This window comes from Inquilinus sp. 2KB_23 (assembly GCF_052115705.1).
Lineage (GTDB): Bacteria > Pseudomonadota > Alphaproteobacteria > DSM-16000 > Inquilinaceae > Inquilinus > Inquilinus ginsengisoli_A.
In genome coordinates this window covers 278,602-300,539 of sequence record NZ_JBFRHF010000006.1, presented here as the reverse complement: position 1 = coordinate 300,539, position 21,938 = coordinate 278,602, and the positions used below count along the sequence as shown (strand labels likewise).

Annotated in this window: 19 protein-coding genes and 1 pseudogene; 10 read left to right on the top strand and 10 right to left on the bottom strand. The window is 67.8% G+C overall.

Annotated elements, in window-relative coordinates:
- A pseudogene (locus AB4112_RS10575) lies at window positions 1-281 on the bottom strand (glutamine--fructose-6-phosphate transaminase (isomerizing)); the annotation flags it as partial.
- Window positions 282-1,055: 774 nt separating this feature from the next.
- On the opposite strand from AB4112_RS10575, the gene AB4112_RS10570 reads away from it, so the two are divergent.
- A complete protein-coding gene (locus AB4112_RS10570; RefSeq protein ID WP_441719301.1) occupies window positions 1,056-1,853 on the top strand; it encodes a LuxR C-terminal-related transcriptional regulator in 798 nt (265 codons plus the stop codon).
- Window positions 1,854-2,247: 394 nt separating this feature from the next.
- Here AB4112_RS10570 and AB4112_RS10565 read toward each other — a convergent pair whose 3' ends face one another.
- On the bottom strand, window positions 2,248-2,625 hold the full coding sequence (locus tag AB4112_RS10565) for a hypothetical protein (RefSeq protein ID WP_441719298.1): 378 nt from the start codon (window positions 2,623-2,625) through the stop codon (window positions 2,248-2,250).
- 200 nt (window positions 2,626-2,825) lie between these two features.
- Here AB4112_RS10565 and AB4112_RS10560 point away from each other — a divergent pair, with 200 nt between their 5' ends.
- The 4 genes from AB4112_RS10560 to AB4112_RS10545 all read left to right on the top strand — a co-directional run bounded on the left by AB4112_RS10560 (window position 2,826) and on the right by AB4112_RS10545 (window position 8,741).
- Window positions 2,826-4,799: a hypothetical protein gene (locus tag AB4112_RS10560; RefSeq protein WP_441719296.1), complete on the top strand. Its 1,974-nt coding sequence runs from the start codon at window positions 2,826-2,828 to the stop codon at window positions 4,797-4,799.
- Window positions 4,800-4,841: 42 nt separating this feature from the next.
- Window positions 4,842-5,564 carry a LolA family protein gene (locus tag AB4112_RS10555; protein ID WP_309799778.1) on the top strand — a complete coding sequence of 241 codons (723 nt, stop codon included), beginning with the start codon at window positions 4,842-4,844 and terminating at the stop codon, window positions 5,562-5,564.
- 23 nt (window positions 5,565-5,587) lie between these two features.
- Complete coding sequence (locus AB4112_RS10550; RefSeq protein WP_309799780.1) at window positions 5,588-7,585, top strand: vWA domain-containing protein; 1,998 nt, start codon at window positions 5,588-5,590, stop codon at window positions 7,583-7,585.
- Window positions 7,586-7,769: 184 nt separating this feature from the next.
- Window positions 7,770-8,741 carry an amidoligase family protein gene (locus tag AB4112_RS10545; protein ID WP_309799782.1) on the top strand — a complete coding sequence of 324 codons (972 nt, stop codon included), beginning with the start codon at window positions 7,770-7,772 and terminating at the stop codon, window positions 8,739-8,741.
- A 213-nt stretch (window positions 8,742-8,954) separates the two neighbouring features.
- Here AB4112_RS10545 and AB4112_RS10540 read toward each other — a convergent pair whose 3' ends face one another.
- The 6 genes from AB4112_RS10540 to AB4112_RS10515 all read right to left on the bottom strand — a co-directional run bounded on the left by AB4112_RS10540 (window position 8,955) and on the right by AB4112_RS10515 (window position 15,759).
- Window positions 8,955-9,797 (bottom strand): carbohydrate ABC transporter permease, encoded by an 843-nt coding sequence (locus tag AB4112_RS10540; RefSeq protein WP_309799784.1) that lies wholly within the window; start codon window positions 9,795-9,797, stop codon window positions 8,955-8,957.
- On the bottom strand, window positions 9,787-10,731 hold the full coding sequence (locus tag AB4112_RS10535) for a carbohydrate ABC transporter permease (RefSeq protein ID WP_309799786.1): 945 nt from the start codon (window positions 10,729-10,731) through the stop codon (window positions 9,787-9,789). Before AB4112_RS10535 ends, AB4112_RS10540 begins: the two co-directional genes overlap by 11 nt.
- 2 nt (window positions 10,732-10,733) lie before the next feature.
- The gene (locus AB4112_RS10530; RefSeq protein ID WP_309799788.1) at window positions 10,734-12,005 is read right to left on the bottom strand and encodes an ABC transporter substrate-binding protein; all 1,272 of its coding nucleotides are present in this window, start codon (window positions 12,003-12,005) and stop codon (window positions 10,734-10,736) included.
- Window positions 12,006-12,041: 36 nt separating this feature from the next.
- Complete coding sequence (locus tag AB4112_RS10525; RefSeq protein ID WP_309799790.1) at window positions 12,042-13,655, bottom strand: FAD-dependent oxidoreductase; 1,614 nt, start codon at window positions 13,653-13,655, stop codon at window positions 12,042-12,044.
- Window positions 13,652-14,716, bottom strand: coding sequence for a LacI family DNA-binding transcriptional regulator (locus AB4112_RS10520; RefSeq protein ID WP_309799792.1), 1,065 nt, complete (start codon window positions 14,714-14,716; stop codon window positions 13,652-13,654). Before AB4112_RS10520 ends, AB4112_RS10525 begins: the two co-directional genes overlap by 4 nt.
- A 182-nt stretch (window positions 14,717-14,898) precedes the next feature.
- Window positions 14,899-15,759, bottom strand: coding sequence for a LysR family transcriptional regulator (locus AB4112_RS10515; protein WP_309799796.1), 861 nt, complete (start codon window positions 15,757-15,759; stop codon window positions 14,899-14,901).
- Window positions 15,760-15,927: 168 nt separating this feature from the next.
- Between AB4112_RS10515 and AB4112_RS10510 the strand changes: the two genes are divergently transcribed.
- The 3 genes from AB4112_RS10510 (at window position 15,928) to AB4112_RS10500 (ending at window position 18,634) form a co-directional block, all read left to right on the top strand.
- Complete coding sequence (locus AB4112_RS10510; protein ID WP_309799798.1) at window positions 15,928-16,755, top strand: oxidoreductase; 828 nt, start codon at window positions 15,928-15,930, stop codon at window positions 16,753-16,755.
- An 11-nt stretch (window positions 16,756-16,766) separates the two neighbouring features.
- Complete coding sequence (locus tag AB4112_RS10505; protein ID WP_309799799.1) at window positions 16,767-17,066, top strand: EthD family reductase; 300 nt, start codon at window positions 16,767-16,769, stop codon at window positions 17,064-17,066.
- An 89-nt stretch (window positions 17,067-17,155) separates the two neighbouring features.
- The gene (locus AB4112_RS10500) at window positions 17,156-18,634 is read left to right on the top strand and encodes an MFS transporter (RefSeq protein ID WP_441719287.1); all 1,479 of its coding nucleotides are present in this window, start codon (window positions 17,156-17,158) and stop codon (window positions 18,632-18,634) included.
- A gap of 188 nt (window positions 18,635-18,822) precedes the next feature.
- Here the strand turns inward: AB4112_RS10500 and AB4112_RS10495 are convergent, their stop codons facing one another.
- A complete protein-coding gene (locus AB4112_RS10495; protein ID WP_441719284.1) occupies window positions 18,823-19,632 on the bottom strand; it encodes an SDR family NAD(P)-dependent oxidoreductase in 810 nt (269 codons plus the stop codon).
- Window positions 19,633-19,678: 46 nt separating this feature from the next.
- Between AB4112_RS10495 and AB4112_RS10490 the strand changes: the two genes are divergently transcribed.
- Together AB4112_RS10490 and AB4112_RS10485 are read left to right on the top strand one after the other, a co-directional pair.
- Window positions 19,679-20,053, top strand: coding sequence for a winged helix-turn-helix transcriptional regulator (locus AB4112_RS10490; RefSeq protein ID WP_309799804.1), 375 nt, complete (start codon window positions 19,679-19,681; stop codon window positions 20,051-20,053).
- 67 nt (window positions 20,054-20,120) lie between these two features.
- Complete coding sequence (locus tag AB4112_RS10485; RefSeq protein WP_309800305.1) at window positions 20,121-20,894, top strand: transcriptional regulator NanR; 774 nt, start codon at window positions 20,121-20,123, stop codon at window positions 20,892-20,894.
- 14 nt (window positions 20,895-20,908) lie between these two features.
- On the opposite strand, the gene AB4112_RS10480 is transcribed toward AB4112_RS10485, so the two are convergent.
- Complete coding sequence (locus tag AB4112_RS10480) at window positions 20,909-21,934, bottom strand: Gfo/Idh/MocA family protein (RefSeq protein WP_441719281.1); 1,026 nt, start codon at window positions 21,932-21,934, stop codon at window positions 20,909-20,911.
- Window positions 21,935-21,938 lie beyond the last annotated feature (4 nt).

Here is a 21,938-nt window from a genome sequence, read left to right as displayed (position 1 = left end):
GCGACGCGGTCGGTGGCATGCGGATGGGCGTTGGTCTCGTTCGGCCGGCCATGGGTGGCCCAGCGGGTGTGGCCGATGCCGATGGTGCCGTCGATCGGGGCCTCGCCCAGCCGCCGCTCCAGGTTGGCCAGCTTGCCCTCGGCCCGGCGGCGCTCGATCCGCCCGCCCACCAGGGTCGCGATGCCGGCGGAATCATAGCCGCGATACTCCAGGCGCTTCAGCGCCTCGACCAGGCGGCCGGCGACCGGCCTGGTCCCGACGATGCCGACAATGCCGCACATTCAGCTCTTCTCCCGCTTCCGCCTTCTTCCCATGACAGCGCCCCGACAGGTCTTCGCCGGGCGGGATCGGTGCACGACACAAACCCGGGCTTGATAGGTCAGCCGCGGCGAAGTCCTTTCCGACCCGCCCCCGGACTCACGGTCGGGGATTCCCTGGGGGGACGGCTGTCACCCAACACTCCGGCAGTGAGAAGGCTCCCCACCAGAAGACCAATGGAGGGACCGAGGGCGGCCCAAATAAATAGGATGGTCCTCATCGCGAAGTTCCTGGATTTTCCTCGACGTCATCTAAGATTTCAGAGCAAGAGCAAACTATCATGGCAAGAGTAAACTATCATGTTAAGCTGTAATTGATATTGACAATCCAATTGTGAATCTCATGATAATTGATGTTCTGTATCAATTGTGCGATGCTATCTTTAGTTTCTAAAGATGATCTTTTGCGGTAAGTCGGTGGATGGGATCGATCCTGTGGATGAAGCCGCTCGATCGCCGTCTCGTATCGGCACGGTGCCGTCGAATGAGAGTGGTATTGCGCGACCGGCCCTCGGCTACCTCTTTTGGATGAGGCAGCCTCGAAAGGCTTACATCGTCCTAGGTTGATTTTGTCTAAAATATCATACAAATTCGAATTCAGCAGTGCTGAGCAGATAGGCCTCTCAGCACCGCCGGACTCCGCGAACGAGCGCGAGCAGCAACAAGAAAAGCGCCTTCGAAGCTCTGCGAATGAAGAGGAAGTGAAATATTGTCTAAATAATACAAAGGTCTGAAGTTATGCTTTTCAATGAAAACGGAGCGGATGCGCTTCCCGACGCCACCAAGATGGCAGAACCGGAAATCGACCTCATTGCCAAGATCCGGGCCGCGGAGCGCCCTGGTCTGGACCTAATTGTGATTGCGATCATCGATAGGCGGGCCCTGGGCCGGGAGACCCTGACGCGAGCGCTGGCATCGACCGACAGCCGGTTCCTCGGCCGGGCTTTCGCTGATATCCGCGAGTGGGAGCAGAGTCCGGATCGGAGCGATACTTCGCTCATCCTTCTGGAAGACGGTGCGGTCGGCGATGGCGATCCGTCGTTCAAAGACGAACTCCATGGCTTGGTCAGCACCCATCCTGACATCCCCATGATCGTGATCGGTGAGAACGAGGATCCCCATTATGTCGCCGAGATCCTGGAGCAGGGGGCCCGTGGCTACATCCCGACAAGCGTCAGCCTCAGCGTTGCCATCGGGGCGCTGTGTCTGGCTTTGGTCGGGGGAGTCTTCGTTCCGGCCAGTGCATTCCAGAAGCCCGGCCACGCTCGGCCCGAACGCCAGCAGCCGGCACACAGCATGTTCGGCCTTTCGGAGCGGCAGGCTGCCGTGGCCAGCGCCGTCGCCCTCGGGAAGCCGAACAAGATTATCGCCTATGAGTTGGACCTGTGCGAGAGCACCGTGAAGGTGCATATCCGGTCGATCATGAAGAAGCTGCAGGCTCGGAACCGAACCGAGATCGCCTTTAAGCTGCATGCGGCCAAAATCGGTCCCCTGCCATCCCGCAGGGTGCGTCCGGTCGGGGCTTGCGCTGCCTAACTTGGAAAAGGCCGCCACGCAGCGGCGGCCTTTCCAGCTTCAAGCGTTCCTTCCCGATCCGTCAGCACGGGCAAGAATACTTTATTCGCTATACCGTGTGTCGGGTGACGGCCCGAACACATTCATTTCCTCGGTCGAAGCACCGAAATCATATCATCTTATGATTCGCATCCAAGTACGCCTTTAGGCGTATGCCGTGCTTCCGACGCTGAAGGTCCGATCTCGGCGGACAGACGCTCTCTCCGAGGGGCGCGTTCCTGCCGGTACCGAGTACCGAGCGGCAGCGAAAGGTGTGCCCAGGCCGAGGACATTCCGCACGGCGATTCCGGACAGTTGGCCATGTCCCTTGCACACGGCAGTTTCCCGCGACAGCGGAAGCCTGTATGCGCCCAATTCATAGCGTTACAGCGAATGAGTAGTACTCATTTTCATCCATCACGGCTCGCCACTCCGGAATGAAACTGCGAACGCCAATCGCCGCCGTTTCCGCGCTGGCAGCAACTGCCCCTTTTGAGCCCGCGATACCAATCTCCTGGCCGTCGACGACATCGACGCGTTGCGCCAGCGCGCGGAGATGATCACGCCGGCGTTCCGTCCTCGTTTCGAAGCTTGCGCCGCGCCGCCTGGCGCATCTCCGAAGCGTGCCGGGCGTGACCGTCGAGCCAGCCCCTTCAACGAGTGATGCCACCCGGTCCTTCAAGGCGGGATCGCTCAGGTCCGCGATACCGTTCTCGATCGCCTGATAGAGGTGGTCATAAGTCGTGCTCGTCAAGGCCGTCCGGCCGCGCCCGAAAGCACCGTGATGCCGACATGGCGCCTTCGGGCGGTTGCAACATGGAATGAGTGATTTTTTTGTTCTTTAGTGCGCCCGCAAGGCGCCAGTCGCGAAATATTATGCTAAATATGGACAACCCGGCCGCGCCCGAGGATCCGAATTCGGCCGTGTGTCGATGGGTGGGGATGGAGGGAAGGATGGTTGGCCGTCCTTGCACGCTGCACGCGCTGGCCCTCTTGATGGCCGGCTTGGCGATCGGGTTCGCACATGCCGGCACGGCGGACGCGGCCGGTCCGTCGGGCCAGGCCGGCATCTTCGTCGAGGTCGTCGCCCAGGGCCTGATGGGCGGGGTGACGGGACTCCCCGAGCTCGACGACCTGACCACCGTTCCCGGCTATCCGCTGACCGTGCGCGGGGTGACGCCGCCCGGCCTCTACGGCAAGCCGCTGCAGATCACGGTCACCCCGCCGCAGAAGGCCGAGCCGCCGGACCCGGCCGAGGCGCCGGCGGAAATCCCCGACAATGACTGCCCGGTCAATGTCCTCTTCCTCGGCGCGTCGGAGATCCTGCCGCCGACCGTGATCGACGTCGTCGCCGATGTCGACGGCAGCTTCGAAGCCGAGTTCACGCCGGAGACGTTCGGCAAGCACGAGGTCGAAGTCCGCGACCCCGAGGGGGGGCCGGCGGGCGAGGCCAGCTTCGAGGTCGCCGACCTCAGCGACCTCGTCGAACAGCCCGACTGCGCCAAGAAGGACGATACTGACAGGCATGGGATCGAGGCCGAGGCGGAGAAGCTGACCGAGACGACCGAGGCGATCATCGATGCGGTCGCCGGCAAGCTCGACGAGCTTCCCGCCAGCCCGGCCAAGGACGAAGCGAAGACGAAGCTGGCCGAGCTTCAGACCGCCATGAAGGCCTTGCGCGCCCAGGGTGCATCGCCGGAGTGGGTGAATGGGATGGGCCATCTGGTGACGCTGCAATCCGTCGCATCGGAAATGCGGGTTGCGACCATGGGGCTGTCGGCGCGCCTGAAGGGCTGGCACGCCGTCGCGAAGCGCGCGAACGCCCGCGCTTCCACGGTGCTGGCCGAGGTGACGCGCGGGAATCTGCTGTGCGACCAGCTCGATGTCGCCATCAACGGCCTCAAGGCGGTCGACTTCTTTCTCGGCCTGCTGATCCAGCCCGGCGCCTATTTCGTCGATTGGGCGAAGGAGAACGTGCCGACGAAGCTGGTCAGCATGATCCCGGCGGTCAAGCGCACCAAGTCCGGCACCGAGGCGGTCGAGACCTCGTGGAAGGGCATCACCACCTTCGCGCCGATGCGCGAGGATGTGGCCAAGGGCCACTTCAACACCGAGTTCACGGTCGGGCTCAACAAGATGGCCTATGCGCTGAGCGCCTTCATGGTCAGCCGCATGTTCGAGCGCTACTGCCAGACCTTCCAGGGGCCGGTCACCGGCAAGATGACCGCGGAGTTCCGCCAGTACGGCAATCTCTACTGGACCTACACGGTCGAGATCAAAGGCGAGATCATCCTGCGCTATCCGAAGGGTGCGAAAGGCGATGCGATCGCGCTGACCGGCGAGATCATGGGCAACGCGATGTCGTTCCGGTCCTGGGACAATGCCATTCCCGTGCTGTTTCCGGAGCTGGCGCACGGCACCGTGCTGAAGATGGTGCGCCAGGATCCGATGGGCCTGGGCGACATCAAGGTGCTGAACGAGACGCGGCTGAAGGACAAGAAGGTCCTGGGGCAGGACATACCGAACTTCAACCCGCTGACCACGATCATCGATCAGGGCGGCGTCATGGTGCGGGCGGGATTCACGCCGAACTTCTTCCGCGTGCCGGTCCGGGGCGACCTCAGGGGCGACACGCTGCGGCTGGAGGTGCAGCCGGCGGCGGTCGATTTCGACGATGCGCGCACCAAGGTGCTGGTCCTCATGCTGCCGGTCCTGTCCATGCGGATCACCCTGCAGGATTACGCCCTGCCGTTCAAAGGCGCCCAGTTCCTGATGTTGCGCGCGATGAATGACGGGCCGGCGGAGTTCACCGTCCAGCGCTCCGGCACCACCATGACGATCGACCGGCGGTTCGACCGCCGCAAGCCGGGCGACGATGCGACGGGCGTCTACGGCCTTTCGATCAAGGCCTGCAACCCGTCCTGCTGAGGGACATCGTTCCGGTCATCCGGATGTTCTTGGGGGCTCGACATGCGGATTTCAGTCGTCCTGGCAGCCTTGGCGGTCCTGCTGGCCGCGCCCGCGGGCCGGGCGGAGACGGAAGCCGACCAGCTGTGGCAGCGGGTCGCCGCCGCCTATGACGCCCTCGGCACCTATTCCGACAGCGGCGAGATCGTCACCGAATACGGCTCCGGCACCGCGGTGCAGACCCGCGAGCGGCACCGCTTCAAGACGGCGCTCAAACGGCCGCGGCAATTCTATTTCGAGTTCGACGAGGATCCCGCTGCGGGGGCCGACCGCTTCGTCATCTGGTGCGAGGGGGCGGAGTTCAACACCTGGTGGCTGACGACCAAGGTCCATGAGGTCTATCCCAAGGGCAGGGGCATCGACGCCTTCGCGGTGGCCTCGCTGCCCACCAAGGGAACCGCGGTTCTGGTTCCCGGGCTGCTGTTCGGATCGGCGGGGCTGCAGGGCCCGCTGCACAGCCTCGAGGATCTGCGGCTCGACGGCACCGAGCGGATCGGCGGGCGCGACCACGTCAAGCTCAGCGGCATCGTCCGCGAGAAATACGGCACCAGCTACGTGTCGAGCGAATATCCGGCGACGCTGTGGATCGACCGCGACAGCCTTCTGATCCGCAGGATCCTTCAGGACACGCCGCCGGGCGGCGGCATCAACCGCAGCACGACGACCTTCGATCCCGTCGCCGATCCGGTGGTCGACGATGCCGCGTTCCGGTTCTCGCCGCCATGAGCGGCGCCTCGAGGATCCGCGCGATGGCGTGGCGAAGCCTCGTGCTGCTCGCATCGCTCCTGCCGTTCGCCGCCGCGCGGGCGGAGACGCCGCGGCCGACCGTCATCGTCATCGATTCCTCCGGCAGCATGAGCGCCGCGATCGGCGGCGTCCCGCGGCTCGACGCGGCGCGCGGCGTGCTGGGCGAGATGCTGGCGCGTTGGCCCGGGGCCGCGCCGGTCGGCCTCGTCGCCTACGGCCATCGCCGCAGCGGCGACTGCGGCGACATCGAGGTGCTGTCGCCGATCGGTCCGCCCGACACGGCGGCGCTGGGCCGGCGGCTCGCCACGCTGCGCGCCCGCGGCAAGACCCCGCTCGCCGCCTCGCTGCAGCAGGCCGCCGGCATGCTGCGGGCCGCGGGCGGGGGCGGCACCATCATCCTGGTGACCGACGGGATCGAGACTTGCCATCCCGACCCCTGTGCCGTGGCCGCCGCCCTGCGCGCGGCCGATGCGGCGCTGTCGGTGCATGTCATCGGCTTCGCCGTCGAGGCGAAGGACGAGCAGCAGCTGTCCTGCATCGCCTCGGCCGGCGGCGGCGCCTATCGCACCGCGGCCGATGCCGACAGCCTGCTCGCCACCCTGGACAGCGCCGCGCGCGCGGCGACGGCTCCGGAGCCCGCGCCGGCCCGGGCCGAGCCGCCTCCAGCGGAAGCGTCCGCGCCTCCGGTGGAAGCGCCCGCGCCGGTCGAGGTGCCGGAGCCGGTGAAGGCGGCGCGGGTCAGCGTCGTCGCCGTCATTCCGGGGGAAGGTCCCGTCTCCGATCTCGCGATCGACTGGCGCGTCGCCGGCGGGGAAGGGCCTGAACCCTTCCGCTACGAAGGCCGGACCAGCCTGGTGGAGCTGACGGTGCCGGCGGGCCGCTACGCCATCGAGGCCGCGGTCGGCAATGTTGCAGCGCATCGCGATGTCGAGCTTTCCGGCGAGGCGGCCCGGATCGAGGTGCCGTTGGCGGCGGGGCGCCTCAAGGCGCAGGCGGTGCCGTATAAGGGGGCCGAGCCGATCGGCGAGGGGCTGCGCTGGACGCTGACGCCGCTGGACGGCCAGGCGGCGGTCGAGGTGCCGGCGGTGGCCCGGCCCGCGCTGCTGCTGGCGGCCGGGCGCTACCGCCTCGCGGTGGAGCATCAGGGGCGGCGGTCCGATCAGGAGGTGACGGTCGCCGCGGGCCACCCGCTCGATCTTGCCCTCAGCCTGCGGCTGGGTGAGCTGAAGCTGTCGGCCGCGCTGGCGGAGGACGGCGAGCCGCTGACCGACTGGCGCGGCCTGGCCTGGCGCGCGCTGGCACCGGACGGGACCACCGCGGCCGAGGCGGTGCAGGAGGCGGCGCCGCTCTTCGTCCTGCCCACCGGCCGATACCGCGTCGAACTCGCCGTCGCCGGCACCGCCGTCCTCCGCGATGTCGAGATCGAGGAAGGCGCGCAGCGGGAGGCGCGCATCGTGGTTCCGACCGGCAGCCGGATCCTCGCCGCCGCCCTCGGTCCCGGCGCCGAACCCCTCACCGACTGGCGCGACACGAGCTGGACCGTCACGGCGGTGGATGCGATCGGCATCGCCCAGGGAACGGCCCTGATGCAGGACCAGCCCATCGCCAACCCGACCGTGCCGCTGCTGCCCGGCCGCTGGCACATCGCAGTGAAGAGCGGGGTGGCGACGGCCGAGCGGGACATCGTGGTCGCGCCCGACACCGAGGAGACGGTGCGGCTCGACCTGCAGGCCGGGCGCCTCGGCGTATCGGCGTCGCCGGAGGAGGGGGCGGCGGCGCCGATGAACATCGTCTTCGAGTTCCATCCCGTCGCCGCCGACGGAAGCCCGGGCCCCGCGGCGTTCGCGGGCGGCAGCAGCCGCTCGCTGGAAGCCATCCTGCCGGCCGGCCGCTGGCATGTCTCGGCGGTCGCCGACGACAGCCGACGCGCCGAGGCCATGGTCGATCTCGCCGCCGGGGACGAGAAGCTGCTCGAGATGACCTTGACCCAAGGAAAGTAGCGGGTCGCCGTTCCCGATGCCGTCGCTGAGATGGCCGTCCGCTTTGGGGATGGCGTGGTGATGGCCGATATCGCGATCAGCGCGACATGGCGACACGACGCCCCATCTCCTTCAACATGGCTATCTGACCGCCCACATGGTCCAGGACACCCTCCCTTCAAACAGAATGGGGGCCAGAAGGCCCGTGCCGCGCACCGATTCCTCCGCACCCTTCCAGGCGCTTCCCGCCCTGGGATCAGATGTCGGACGCCGGGTCGGAATCGAGATCGAGTTCATGGGCCCCAGCGCCCGGCGCACGGCGCAGGCCTTGGCCGCAGGTGTCGGCGGCCAAATGGTTGAAGAGGATGCCCATGCCTTCGCGGTGCGGGGCAGTGTCCTGGGCGACTTGGCGGTGGAACTTGATCTGCGCTACACCCATCCGCAGCGGCACGGAAAAACCCTCCCCGTCCGCATCGGACCGACGGCCGCCGCAGGGCTGGGATGGCTGGTGTCCGGCGCGGTGCCGCGCGAACTGATTATACCGCCCCTGCCGATCGAACGCCTGGCGGAGGTCGATTGCATCCTGGATGCGCTGCGCGCGGCCGGTGCCCGGGGGCGCGGCGCAACGCTATTCGGGTCATTGGGCCTGCATTTCAACATCGAGGCGCCGGCCGCGGACCTCCATCGGATCATTGCGGTGATGGTGGCGTTCGGGCTGATGGAATCCTGGCTGCGTCGGGAGATCGCGGACGGGCGAAGGCGCCTGGAACGGCATCTGCCTCCACCCTACCCACCGGCATTCCTGCATCGGATCGCGGCGCCCGACTACCGGCCCGACCAATCCACCTTGATCGACGACTATCTTGCGGCCAATCCGACGCGCGACCGCGGCCTCGACCTGCTGCCGCTGTTCCTGAGTCTGGACGCGCCGCGGGTGCGGACGAAGTTGCCCTATGAGAAGATCGCCGCCCGCCCGGTCTTCCACTATCGACTGCCTCAGGCCCATCTCGGCGCTGCCGGGTGGAGCATCGCGCCGGATTGGAACCGCTGGGTGGGGGTCGAGAAGCTGGCAGCCGACAGCAAGCGTTTGGCCGCCGCGACCGGCGCGTACCGCACGGCGGGCAGTGCCTGGCCCGCCGGGATTGGCACCCTATCGGGCACCGTCCCGCCGGGCTGATCAGTCGCCAAAGGGGCAACGAGCCGGTATCGGCTCAGCCGGGTAGATCGGCTCGATGTCCGCTTCGGAGAAGACAGGGCCATGTCCGGATGTCGCGCGCTCCAGCCGAGTCCGGGTCGTCGGGGACCCATCGCCCGCAATCGCAACGCTGACACCATATCATCTCGTGGCCTGGCGGTGCCGCGCACCGGGCACGCAGGTTGTCGCCGAAGCTCATCCCTTCAAGCCGCCATGGGCCAGGCCTTCTATGAACTGGCGCTGGGCGATCACGAAGACCACCAGCACCGGCAGTGCCGTCAGCGTCACCGCCGCCAGCTGGACATTCCACATCGGCCCGCCATAGGCATCGACATACTGGGTCAGGGCCTGCGGCAGCGTGAACTTGCCCGGCGAGGACAGGTAGACGATCGGTTCGAGATAGAGGTTCCAGCTGTGCAGGAAGGTGAAGATGGCGACGGCGCCCAGCGCCGGCCGGGACAGCGGCAGGGCAATACGCCAGAACAGCCCGAAGCGGCCGAGCCCGTCGATCCGCCCTGCCTCCTCCAGCTCCGGCGGCAGGGTGATGAAGAACTGCCGCATGATGAAGGTGGCCAGCACGCAGGGCGCGCCCAGGATCGGCACCAGGATCAGCGGCCAGTGGGTGTTGACCAGCCCGAGCCGCAGGAAGAAGCGGAACAGCGGCACGATCGTGACCTCGCCGGGCACCAGCAGGGCCAGGAGCACGATCATGAACACCAGGTTCTGGCCGGGGAAGCGGATCCGGGCGAAGGCATAGCCGCCGAGCGAGGCCACCGCCATGGTGCCCAGCGTCACCACCGCGGCGATGTACAGGCTGTTCCAGTACTGCAGGGCGAAGGGCTGCAGCGCGAACACCTGTCGGTAGGCGTCGAGGTCCAGGCGCCGCGGCAGCAGCGCCGGCGGGAAGGTGAAGATCTCCTGCACCGGCTTGAAGGAGGAGGTGACCATCCACCAGGTCGGGAACACGAAGGGGATGGCGAGAACGCACGCCAGCCCATAGACGGCCAGGCGGGCCCGCGGCGACAGGTCAGCTTTCATGGAACACCCAGCGCCGGCGCAGCTGCCACTGCAGCAGGGTGAGCACGGCGACGATGGCGAACAGCAGCACCGCGAGCGCCGAGCCGTAGCCGAAGGCGTGGAACTGGAAGGCCTGCTGGTACAGGTAGTAGACCAGCACGGTGGTCGAGATGCCCGGCCCGCCCTGGGTCAGCACCGCGATCTGGGCGAAGACCTGCAGCGACCCGACGATGGTGATGATCGAGGCCAGCAGCAGGGTCGGGCTGATCAGCGGCAGGGTGATGCGGCGGAACTGGACGCACCGGCCGGCGCCTTCGATCCGCGCCGCCTCGTACAGGTCGCGCGGGACGGTCTGCAGCGCCGCCAGGAACAGCACCATGTTCAGCCCGACATTCTTGAACACCTGGACCACGATCACCGACAGCAGGGCCGTGGTCTCGCCGCGCAGCCAGTTGGGGCCGGCGACGCCGAACATCGCCAGGATGCCGTTGATGCCGCCGTCCTTCTGCAGCAGGAAGCCCCAGACGATGGTCCAGGCCACCAGCGACACCACGACGGGCGAGAAGAACAGGGCCCGGAACACGGTCATCCCGCGCAGCCGCTGGTTCACCAGCACCGCCAGCAGCAGTGCGAGGCTGAGGTTCAGCACCACCAGGCCGGCGGAGAACAGCGCGGTGGCGCGCAGCACGCCCGGCAGCTCAGGATCCTCGAGCAGCGCCTGGTAGTTCTGCAGGCCGGTGTAGTCGAAGCTGCCGGCCAGGACGTTCCATTCATGCAGGCTGTACCAGACCACCAGCGCCAGCGGCATCAGCACGAACAGCGCGACGCCGACCAACTGCGGCGCGACGAAGAGGTAGCCGGCCAGGGCATCGCGGCGGCGCATCGTCCAGAACGGCGCGCGAGGCGCCGCGGCCTGCACGGCAGGAGCTGTGATGGCGGAGACCCTGGCCGGCATCGTCAGCGCGCCAGCAGCGGCCGAATGCGGCCGCAGACCGCCCCGAGCGCCGCGTCGACATCGGCGTCGGGCTGCCACAGCGCGTCCAGCCCGGCCCGCACCACCTGGGCGATCTGGGCGTTGCCGGTGTGGCTGGGCTTGACCGCGCCGATCTCGATGCCGCGCACCACCACCGCCTCGATCTGCCCCGGCTTCAGCATCGGGTTGGCCTTGGCCAGCAGGTCGACGACCAGCTGACTCTTGCGCGGCGGCGGGAAGTACTGCGCCAGCCGGGCCGAATTCTCCGGGTTGGTCAGGAAAGCCAGGAAGGATGCCGCCGCTTCCGGGTTCGGCCCGGCCTTGAACACGCCGATGCCGGCCTGGCCGATCACGGCATAGTCGCCGGCCGGCCCCTTCGGCAGCGGCACCAGATCCCAGGCGAAGGCGCCATCCTTGAGGAGGGCGGCACGGCTGATCTGGGTGATGGTCATGGCCGCGTCGCCGGCGAAGAAGTCGGCCGGCGCGCCCGGGCCGGGCATCGCCTGGTCGGTGAACACCGCCTTGTGCAGGAACCGCATCGCCTCGGCCATCGCCGGCTGGTCGAAGCCGCAGGTCTTCCCGTCGGCGCTCCACGGCGCGGCGCCCCAGCCGTTCCAGATCGTGGCGAGGTTGTCCCACAGCTTGTAGTCGAAATCGCGGACCACCAGCCCGGCCTTGCCGGTCGCGGCGTGGACCGCGGCGGCGTCGGCCATGGCGTTGGCCCAGCTCCATTCCCCCGCCGCGATGCGGTCCGCCGGCGCCTTCGCCCCCGCCTGCTTCACCAGGTCGAGATTGGCGAAGATGCCGAAGGGCGAGGTCGAGAACGGATAGGCGTACAGCGCGTCGTCACGGCGCCACAGCGCGGTGGCGCTGGGCAGCAGGTCGTCATAGCCGTAGCCCGCGGTGCCGCGCAGCGTGTCCTGCAGCGGCAGCAGGATGCCGGAGGAGACGAAGTCCGGCGCGGAATTCTCCAGGATCCACGCCAGGTCCGGGGCGTTGCCGCCGGCGATCTGCGTCGTCAGCGCCGTGGTGTAGCCGTCGAAGGGCAGGGTCTCATAGGTGATCGACGCGATCTCGGGATGGTCCTTCCGGTAGGCGGCGGCGATGTCGTCCAGCAGTTGCAGATGGGCCTTGTTGCCGGTCCAGATCGTCATCCGCAACGCGATGCCCTCCGCCCGGGCCGGGGCGGTGATGGGCGTGGCGGCGGCGAGCAGCCCGGCGGCGATGGTGACGACGATGCGCTGTTTGAGCGTCATGGGTTCCTCCCTGAGAGTCCGGGTGATCCGGGGGCGTCAGTAGCCGGCGACCTCCGGCCAGTGCAGCTCGACGCCCTCGGCCTCCAGCCGGGCCTGGAACGCGGCCAGCCGGTCGGGCCGGGCCCGCACCGCGCGGGGCGGCAGGCCGTGGTCGAGGCACCAGGCCGCGAGATGGCCGGCGACCTCGCCGATGTTCCATTCCACCGGGTGCAGCCGGTAGCAGCCATTGGTGATGTGGGTGGTGCCGATCGCCTTGCCGGCCGGCAGCAGGTTCTCCATCCGCCGCGGCAGCAGGGCACCCAGCGGAATCTCGAACGGGCAGGAGCCGACGTCGATGTAGTTGTCGCCGCCGGTCGAGGGGTGCAGGTCGATGCGGTACATCCCGACGCCGACGCTGTCGGGATAGCGCACCGCGCCGCGGGTGCCGCGCACGGCCAGTGACAGGTCCTGTTCCGCCACGGTGTATTCGGCGCGGATGCGGCGGGATTCGCGGATGTAGGGGGCCTGGGCCAGGCCGTCGATGGTGCCGGTGACGTCGCTGCGCAGGCGCAGGCCCGGGAAGCCGGCGCCGCCATCCAGCCGCGGCGCCTCGGTCTGCAGCCAGTACAGGACGCAGCGCGACAGCTCCGCCGCGCCGGCCAGGTGGCGCTTCGCCTCCGCCTCCGGCACCTCGAACACCGGCCCCTCGAAATAGTCGATCATCGGCCAGTTCACGAGGGTGATGTCGCTGGCATAGGTGCCGCCGGTGAAGTTGCGGCGGGCGGCGATGCGCCGGAAGGTCCACAGGTTGCCATCGCCCGGGTTCAGGCGCTGGTCGGCATTGACCGCCAGCGGATCGTCATCCGGATTCGGGGTGAAGCTGCGCTCGACGATCTCCAGCGTGCGCGGATGCGGCGACCGCCAGCCCAGCAGCGGGCCGCCCCAGAACTCCGGCCGGTGGTCGCGCCAGAAGGCGTAGTTGGCCGGGCGGTCGATGACATGGTTGCCGTCGACATGGTCGAGCGCGAAGCAGATCGACACCGCCTGCATGTTCAGCGGCTGCGCCGTTTCGGGTGCGCTGGGCTCGCCCGTCTCGGACCGGGATTCGAAGCCGGTGACGTATTCGGTGCCGGTCAGCGGCAGGAGGTCGCCGGTCTCGGTGGCGTCCAGCACGTAGCGGCCGGAGGCGACGATGTCCGGCCCGCCGTCGCGATGCGCCAGGCGGATGGCGCGCACCCGGTCGCCGTCGACATCCGCCGCGACCGGCCGGTAGGGCTGCAGCACCTGCAGGCGGCCGGAGCCGCGCCACGGGGCCAGCATCGCCTCGATCACCGCCAGGCCGACCCGCGGTTCGTGGCACAGCCGGCTGACCCAGCCGGCGCCGGGGTTGAGGTCGCGCCAGGCGCGTGCACCTTCGGTCAGCGGATAGTGGCGGCGGTAATGGTCGCGGATGCCGTCGCGCAGGGCGCGGTAGCTGGCGGTGACGCCGAAGCGCTCGACCCAGGAATGCTCGTCCGGCGGCACCGCCTGGCTGGTCAGCTGGCCGCCCAGCCAGTCGTATTCCTCGGTCAGGACCACCGACCGGCCCGCCTTCAGCGCCGCCAGCGTCGCGGCGACCCCGCCGAGGCCGCCGCCCACCACCAGCACATCCGCATCGAATTCCAGGGTCAACTGCGTGGTCCTTTCGATTTGCCGGTGCGGCGTCCACCGGGCGCCGGACCAAGGGTGTCGCCTTCGACCGGCTCGCAGGGCAGCAGTCGCTGCCGGCCCTCCGGCTTGCCGTCCATCACCAGGGTCAGGACCTCCACCGCCTGCGCGCCCATCTCCTCGCGCGGGATGCGGAAGCTGGTGAAGGCGACGTCGCTCGCGGTCGGCCGCGTCGGGTTGCCCAGTGCGGCCAGCGACAGGTCGCGCGGGATGGACAGGCCGCGCTGTCGCCCGGCCTGCTCCAGCGCCGCGGCATCGGCCAGATCCTCGACCAGGGCGGCGGTGACGCCGGCCGCCAGCAGGGCTTCCAGCAACTCGACCGGGTCGCGGCCCTGGCTGGGCTCGTGCATGGCCTGCAGCCCGGTCTCGGCGACGGCGCGGCTGAAGCCGGCCCAGCGGTCGTCGGAGGATTCGGCCCCGCGGCCGAACCCGACATAGGCCAGGCGGCGATGGCCCAGCGCCACGGCCCGGCGGACCAGGGCGACGGTCGCGGTGGCATAGTCGGCGCCGACATAGGGCACCGGGCCGCCGGCATCGTCGCGGCGGCCGATGGCGACGAAGGGATAGCGGTCGCCGACCAGTCGGGTGAGCTCGTCCCGGTCCAGCGTCCGGCCCAGCAGGATGCAGCCATCGGCCAGGCGCAGCCGGTTGTTCTCGTGGAAGATGCGGCGACGGCCCTCGATCACCGGGGCGCTGGTGAACAGCAGCAGATCGAGGCCCAGCCGCTCCGCCGTCGCCTCGATGCCGAGCATGAACGGCATGTAGAAATCGGCCTGGCCGGTCGGGAACACCATCTCGTAGGTGAAGACCCCGAGCAGCTGGTTGCGCCGCCCGGCCAATTGCCGCGCCACCGGGTCGGCGACATAGCCGGTGTCGAGGATCACCTGCAGGACCCGGCGACGTGTCTCCTCCGGGATCCGGGCCGAGCTGTCGCCGCGGCGGTTGAGCGCGAGCGACACGGTCGCCTGGCTGACCCCCGCAAGCCTGGCAATGTCGCGCTGGGTCAGCCGCCCGCCTTTCGCCATCGGTTGATCTCATGATAATACGTATTATCATGACAATAGCGCGAGTCTAGGCCAACGGTCAATGTGGTCTGGGGCGATGCTTGTCGCTCAAAGGCGCCTTTGGTCCGTTGCAGAAGGTCGAGCCAGGACGAGTGCGTCGACGATCGAACCAGAGCCAACGTTCCCGGCTCCAGCGCTTCGGGTCAGGACTGCGCGTCCGCGATGTGACTGGTCACCGTGGTGATGAAGGCTCGCAGACGGTGAAGACGCCTCATATCACGATGATAGCCCATCCAGATGTCCCGGCCGGGTGGCTCCGCTGGCAGGTTGAGCCGGCGCAGGCCCGCGATCTGACTGCCGACCACCTGCGGCAGAACGGCGATGCCGATGCCTGATCTGCACATGCGCCCCTGCACGTTCCGATTGTTCGAACGCAGGATGGGCCTCGCGTTCGGGAAGCTCTCCTCGAGCCAGGCGATATCCGGGAACTGGCCCGTCGACGTGTCGTGGGTGATGAGCCGGAAGCCGGCTCCATCGCCATAGGCCGGCTCGGGGGAGTCCGCCGCGATGTAGGCACCATAGGCCAATCGGGTCAGCCGTCGCTGCACGACATCGGGCGTGTTGAACGGGACGATCCGGAACGCGATGTCGGCCTCCCGCTGGGCGAGGCTGAACAGGCGGGTGCCCGTCAGGATCTCGACATCGACCAGGGGATAGGCCTTCGCAAAATCAGCGATGATCGGCGGCAGGACGTAGGCGCCAAACCAGTCGGCGGACGATATGCGCAGGCTGCCCTGAAGGTTTTGTTCCTGCCCGGCGAGCCGCCGTTCCAAGGCCAGGGCGCCTTCTTCCATCTGCTCCGCCATGGCGATGATGGCGTTGCCCTCCTCGGTCGGGATGAAACCGTCGGCGGTTCTCTGGAACAGCGTATGGCCGGTTGCCTGTTCGAGGGCCCGAAGGCGGCGCCCGACCGTCGGATGGCTCAGATGAAGCGCGCGGGCGGCGGCGCCCAGCGTGCCGGAACGGGCTATGGCCAGAAAAATCCGGACGTCACTCCACTCCATCGCGCCATTCCATAGTGCTGATCCACAAAAGTGAACGGAAACCGTGCAGCATTGTCACTTATCGTACAGATCTGATCACCTAAATCCACCTGGTGCGGGCTTGGAATTGCCAGCCGCCCGGCGAGCCGCGCGTGAACCGGCTCGTCCAACGCATTGCAGGAGGACCTGATGAAAACCTGGCTGATTACCGGATGTTCGTCCGGCTTGGGGAAGCTACTTGCCGAAGCGGTCGCCGGGCGTGGTGACCGCCTTGTCGCCACCGCGCGTTCGACCGACGCCTTGCAGGCGTTGTGCGAGCGTTACCCCGATACGGTGCGCGGCCTATCGCTCGACGTCACGCAGCCCGGCGCCGCCGCACAGGCGGTCGCGCTGGCCGAGAGCGCCTTCGGCGGCCTCGATGTCCTGGTGAACAACGCCGGCTTTGGCTTCATCGGGGCGATCGAGGAGGCGGAGCCCGGCGAATACCGACCGGTGTTCGAGGCCAACGTGTTCGGCCTGATCGAGACGACCCGCGCCGCGCTGCCGGCGCTCCGCAAGCGCGAGAGAGGCTGCATCGTCAATCTGTCCTCCGGCGCCGGCATCGCCGGTTCTGCGGGCTTTGGGATCTACAACGCGACCAAGTTCGCGGTGGAAGGCCTGTCCGAAGCGCTCGCGGACGAACTGCGTCCCCTGGGACTGAACGTGATCATCGTCGAGCCCGGCCCCTTCCGCACCGAGTTTCTCGGGCGCTCGATCGCCACCGCGGCGCGGGAGATCGCCGCCTACGCCGGCATGGCGCGGCAGTATCGCCAGACCAACAACGGCAGGCAGGCGGGCGATCCCGCCAAGGCCGTCGCCGTGATGCTGCAGGCCATCGATTCCGAGCATCCGCCGCTGCACCTGCCGCTCGGGCCGAGAGCCCACGCGATCGCGGAGCGGAAGCTGGACGCATTCCGCGCCGACATCGCCGCCTGGCGCGACATCTCCATCGCCACCGATTTCGACACTCAAGACTGAGGACGCCCACCATGGCCACCATGTACGTGACCTATGCCGGACATGCCGACACGCCGTTCGACCGCGAGCATTGGATCGACGTCCATTTCCCGCTCGTGCGCGAATGCTGGGGACCCTACGGGCTCGAAAGCCTCGCCGGCTTCTTTCCGCAGGGGGATGGCGGCGGCCTGATCGCCGTCGCGATCTGTGTCTTCCGGGACGAGGCCGCCATGGAAACGGCGCTGGCCTCGCCGGAAACGGCGCGGGTGATGGCAGACGTGGATCTTTGCACGGCCGTCAAGCCGCAGCGCAGCCTGGCGACACCCCTTTGAGCGGCGGCAACGCGACAGCCGTCGGGCCGGCCCGGGACGGGTCGGCGACGGCGGGTGATGGTGCCGCACTCGACCCGCGCCGCTGGGCCATGTTCGTGATCCTGCTGGTCGGAGCCTTCCTGCCGCCGCTCGACTTCTTCATCGTCAATGTCGCACTTCCCTCGATCCGTGGGGAATTGGGCGCCGCGTCCTCCGCCGAGCAGCTCGTCATTTCCTCCTATGCCGGGCTCTATGCCGTGACGCTGATCACCGGCGGGCGTCTTGGCGATCTCTATGGTCGCGGCCGGGTGTTCTTTATCGGGCTGATCGGCTTTGCCGCGGCATCGCTGCTGTGCGGCCTTGCGTGGTCGCCCTGGGCGCTGATCGCCGGGCGCGCCTTGCAGGGCGTGACGGCGGCCGTGATGGCGCCGCAAGCGCTCGCTTCGGTGCAGGCAATCTTCCCCGAAGCGGAAAAGCCGCTCGCGCTCAGCCTCTATGGCGCGGTCTTCGGCTTGGCCGCCGTGGTCGGCCAGGCGCTGGGTGGTATTCTGATTGCGCTCGATCTCCTGGGCTTGGGCTGGCGGGCCATCTTCCTCGTCAACCTGCCGGTGGCGATCCTGGTCGTGCTGTTCGGCCTTCCTCTGCTGAAGGAAACGCGCGCGCCGGACGCGCGCAAGCTGGACCTTGGCGGCACGGCGTTGTCGATGGTGACGCTGGGCGCCCTGATCGTGCCGCTGATCGAGGGGCGTGAGGCGGGCTGGCCGCTCTGGTCCTGGCTGTCGCTGATGGCGGCGCCGGTGCTGGCGTGGCTCTTCTGGCGCTATGAGACCCGGCTGGCGCAGGCGGGCGGCACGCCCCTGCTCGATCCGGCGGCCATGCGGGCACCGGGGCTGGGCCGCGCACTGCTGATTGCGCTGCTGTTCTACGCGATCGCAGCCTTCTTCCTGCTGTTCTCGGTCTATCTGCAGGAGGCGCTGCACGCGACCGCGCTGGACGCCGGCCTGGTCTTCCTGCCGTTCGGTGCGGGATTCCTGCTGGGGCCGCTGTCGACTCCGTTCTGCAGGCGCATCCTCGGCGCCTATGTCAATCCGGTCGGCATGGGGCTGGAGGCCGTCGGGTTTGCCGGCCTGGTCTGGGCCATCGTGGCAACACCGACCGGCGTGTCGCCCGCGCCCGTGCCGCTGGCCGTCCTCCTGTTCGTCATCGGTTTCGGACAAGGGCTCGCGCTGCCGACCCTGATGCGGATGGTGACGGGCCGCGTCGCGCCGGCCTTTTCCGGCATGATCGCCGGCGTCGCCAGTTCGACCCTGCAGGTCGGCACCGCGCTCAGCGTCGCGGTGATCGGCGGGATTTTCTACACCGTCCTCGGCGCGTGCACCGATCCGGCGGCCATCACCCAAGCCTTTATCGTCGCCATCCTCTGCATCGCCGCCTGCCTCGCCGTCGGCGCGGGTCTCAGCCTCACCCTGGCCCGGCGGCTCGCCCCGTCCCCAAATGAAGAAGGTGCAGAGCGGCCATTCGGTCGACATCGTCTCGACGGCAGGCGACCAGATCGTATTGGCGCGCCAAGACCGTGCGAGCCGACGTGACATGCGGGCATTACCAGGCTGTCGAACGCGACAACGAGGCTCTGCCCGAGACGTTCGCCAACCGCGTCAATGTGGCGACCACCGTAATGCTTGCAAGTGCGCGCGATCTGCCTGTGCGTCCATATGAGTCGCTATGGCTTTCTCGCCGAATCGCGTCTCGGGCGAAGGCCCCCGGCAGGCTGAGGGCTTCAGGTCGTCGGAAGCATGCCGCCGTCCAATCGAATGTTGGAGCCGGTGATGTAGGCCGCGCGCGGGCTGGCTAGGAACGCGACGGCATCGGCGATCTCCATCAGCGTGCCGACCCGCCCAACCGGGACTTCGGCGAAAAGGGGCAGCACAGCCCTTTCCACGTCCGCCCAAGGCGCATCCAGTTCAATGCCGCGCATCGCCGCGACTTCTCGAAACTTCATGTCGAGCTTGGCGCTGTGGATCGTGCCGGGAGAGATCGTGTTGACGGTGATGCCCTCGGCAGCGACGGCCTTTGCCAACGACGCGGACATGGCCGTCATCGCCGCCTTGGCGGCCGAGTAGTCCGGATTTACGGGCGGCGGCATAAGCCCCGCGAGGCTGGAGATGTTGATGATCCGCCCCCATCTTGCCGCGCGCATATGCGGCAATACCGCCGTGATCACGCGCACGGCGGCCAGCACGTTGCGATCATAGACCGAGGCCCAGGCCTCAGGCGCGGTCGTGCTCCAGTCCGCGCCGTCGCCCGAACCTCCGGCATTGTTGACGAGGACATCGATATTCCCGGCAAGGGACCGGACCGCATCGATCATCGCAATCACCTGTGCGGCATCCGTCAGATCCCCGGTCACGACATGCGCCCAGCCGCCCTCAGCTCGGATCTGGTCTGCCGCATCGGTCGCCTGTGTCTGATCACGGCCATGGACGACAACGACGGCGCCTTCCCGCGCGAGCCCCTTTGCGATGCCCTCGCCGATTCCTTTGCTGCTCCCGGTCACGAGGGCAACCTTTCCATCCAGCTGTAAATCCATGGCCAAACTCCATAGGCTGCGAGAAGCTGGATGTAGGAAAATCGCTATGGACACCGCAAGAACGCACCAAAAGGTGCCTATTCCTGTAGAAGACAGGCGCGCTTGCCTGGGGCCGGACGGTACAGTTGCCCTTGTGACCCGATGCCTGCGCTTGATCAGCGGACGTTGGAAACTGCCGATCCTGTTTCGACTTTATGCAGACGAGGTTTTACGAAGTTCGCAAATGCTGCGGGATATTCCGGGCGTGTCCCAGAAGATGCTGACACAGCATCTGCGCGAATTGGAGGAAGACCGGCTGATCGTCAGATCAGATTTCGGCGAGCAGCCGCCGCGGGTCGAATATCGCCTCACCGATCGGGGGCAGGCGCTGATGCCGGTGCTACTTGCGGCGCGGCAGTTCGCAGACGATCACAAAGCGTAACTGTCGCCAGCCTTTGCACATCGGACCATCGCCGCGATCGAGCGGCAGCATTGTCCGTATTGGTGGTATGATCATTGCGCCACGTAAAGCCGGCCCGCGGGATCGAGTGGCCGACAGGAGATTGTATCGCGTGAGGGAATCGATCGAACCCATCCTCCGAAGAAAGTTGTGGCACGAGATCTTTGATCGCCTCAGGACCATGATCACCCGCGGAGAACTGGCGCCGGGTGACGCCATGCCGTCGGAGCGGGATCTGATGGATCGGTTCGGCGTCGGCCGCCCGGCCGTCCGCGAGGCGATGCAGGCCCTGGCCAATATGGGCCTGGTCACGATCAGCCATGGCGAGCGCGCCCGGGTGCGGCAGCTGACGGCGAAGTCGATCTTCCAGCAGGTCGACCTCTCCGCCCATATGCTGCTCTCCGCCTCGCCCGACAGCCTCGAGCACCTCAAGCAGGCGCGCCGCTTCTTCGAGCGCGGCATGGTGCGCGAGGCGGCGGAGAAGGCGACGGCGGCGGATGTCGCCGGGCTGGAGGAGACGCTGCGGGAGCAGAGCGGGAAGCTCGACGACCCGGCCGCCTTCATCGCCGCCGACATGCGCTTCCACGGCCGGATCGCGGCCATCTCCGGCAACCCGATCTTCGAAGCGGTCAGCGAGGCGATGCTGGGCTGGCTGCGCGAGTATCACACCGAGATGCTGATCTGGACGGGCAAGGAGAACGTCACCTTGTCCGAGCACCGCGAGATCCTTGACCACATCCGCCTTCACGACCCGGAGGCGGCCGAGGCGGCGATGGTGCGCCACCTCGACCGGTCGGCGGCGCTCTACACGCACCACGCGTGAGCTGCGCGGCCGAGTCACGCCAGATCCGCGAGGTCCACGATGCGTCCGGCCCCGGCGCTGCGATAGGCGGCCTCGACCAGGGTGAGGGTCTTGAGGTTGTCGCGGCCGGAGGTCGCGGGCTCTCTCCCGGCACGCAGGCAATCGATCCAATGCTGCTGGATCGCCGCCACGCTCTCCTGGATGTTGTGCCAGGGTTGCGCCGCCCAGGGCAGGAGGCGGGGCGAGACGTCGAGCGTCTCGCTGCCGTCGCGGCCGGTCACGACCATTCGGTAGCCCTGACTAAGCCGGATCGTGCCGGCGCTACCATCGACCTCGACCAGCGTCTCCGGGAAAGGCTCGGTCTCCAGCCGCGTGGCGTAAGAACAGTCGACGACCGACGTCACTCCGTCGGCGTGGTCCAGCAGCATGGTCGCGACATCCTCGCCGCGGATCGTCGGGTTCACCCGGCGGGTCCGGGCAGTCAGGCGGGTGGCGTCGCCGAACAGGAAGCGGGCGATGTCGAGAATGTGGATGCCGAGATCCTCGATGATGAAGCGGCTGCCCTCGGCGAGGTATGGCTGGCCGGAGAACACGTCATAGGCTGAGCGGAACGAGACGCGGCCCCAGAACACTTCGCCGATCCGGCCGGAGGCGATGGCTCCGCGGACGGCCTGGATCGGCGTCTGCCAGCGGAAGTTCTCATGCACCATCAGGGACACGCCGGCGGCCTCGCAGGCCGCGATCATGGCGCGGGCGTCGTCCAGGGTGGCGGCGAAGGGTTTCTGGCAGATCACCGGCACCTGGTGCCGGGCGGCGAGTTCGACCAGCTTCCGATGGCTCGGCACCGTCGTGGCGATATCGACGAAGTCAGGCGCCTCGCGCGCCAGCATTTCCTCGGCATCGGCGTAGAGCCGGGTAATGCCGAAGTTTCGACCTGCCGTCTCCAGCCGAGCCGGGTCGCGGTCGCACAGCGCGATGATCTCCGCGCCCTCGACATCGCGCCAGGCGTGCAGCTGGTTGACGGCGAAGAAGCCGCAGCCGATCAGGGCGCCGCGCAGCATCGGC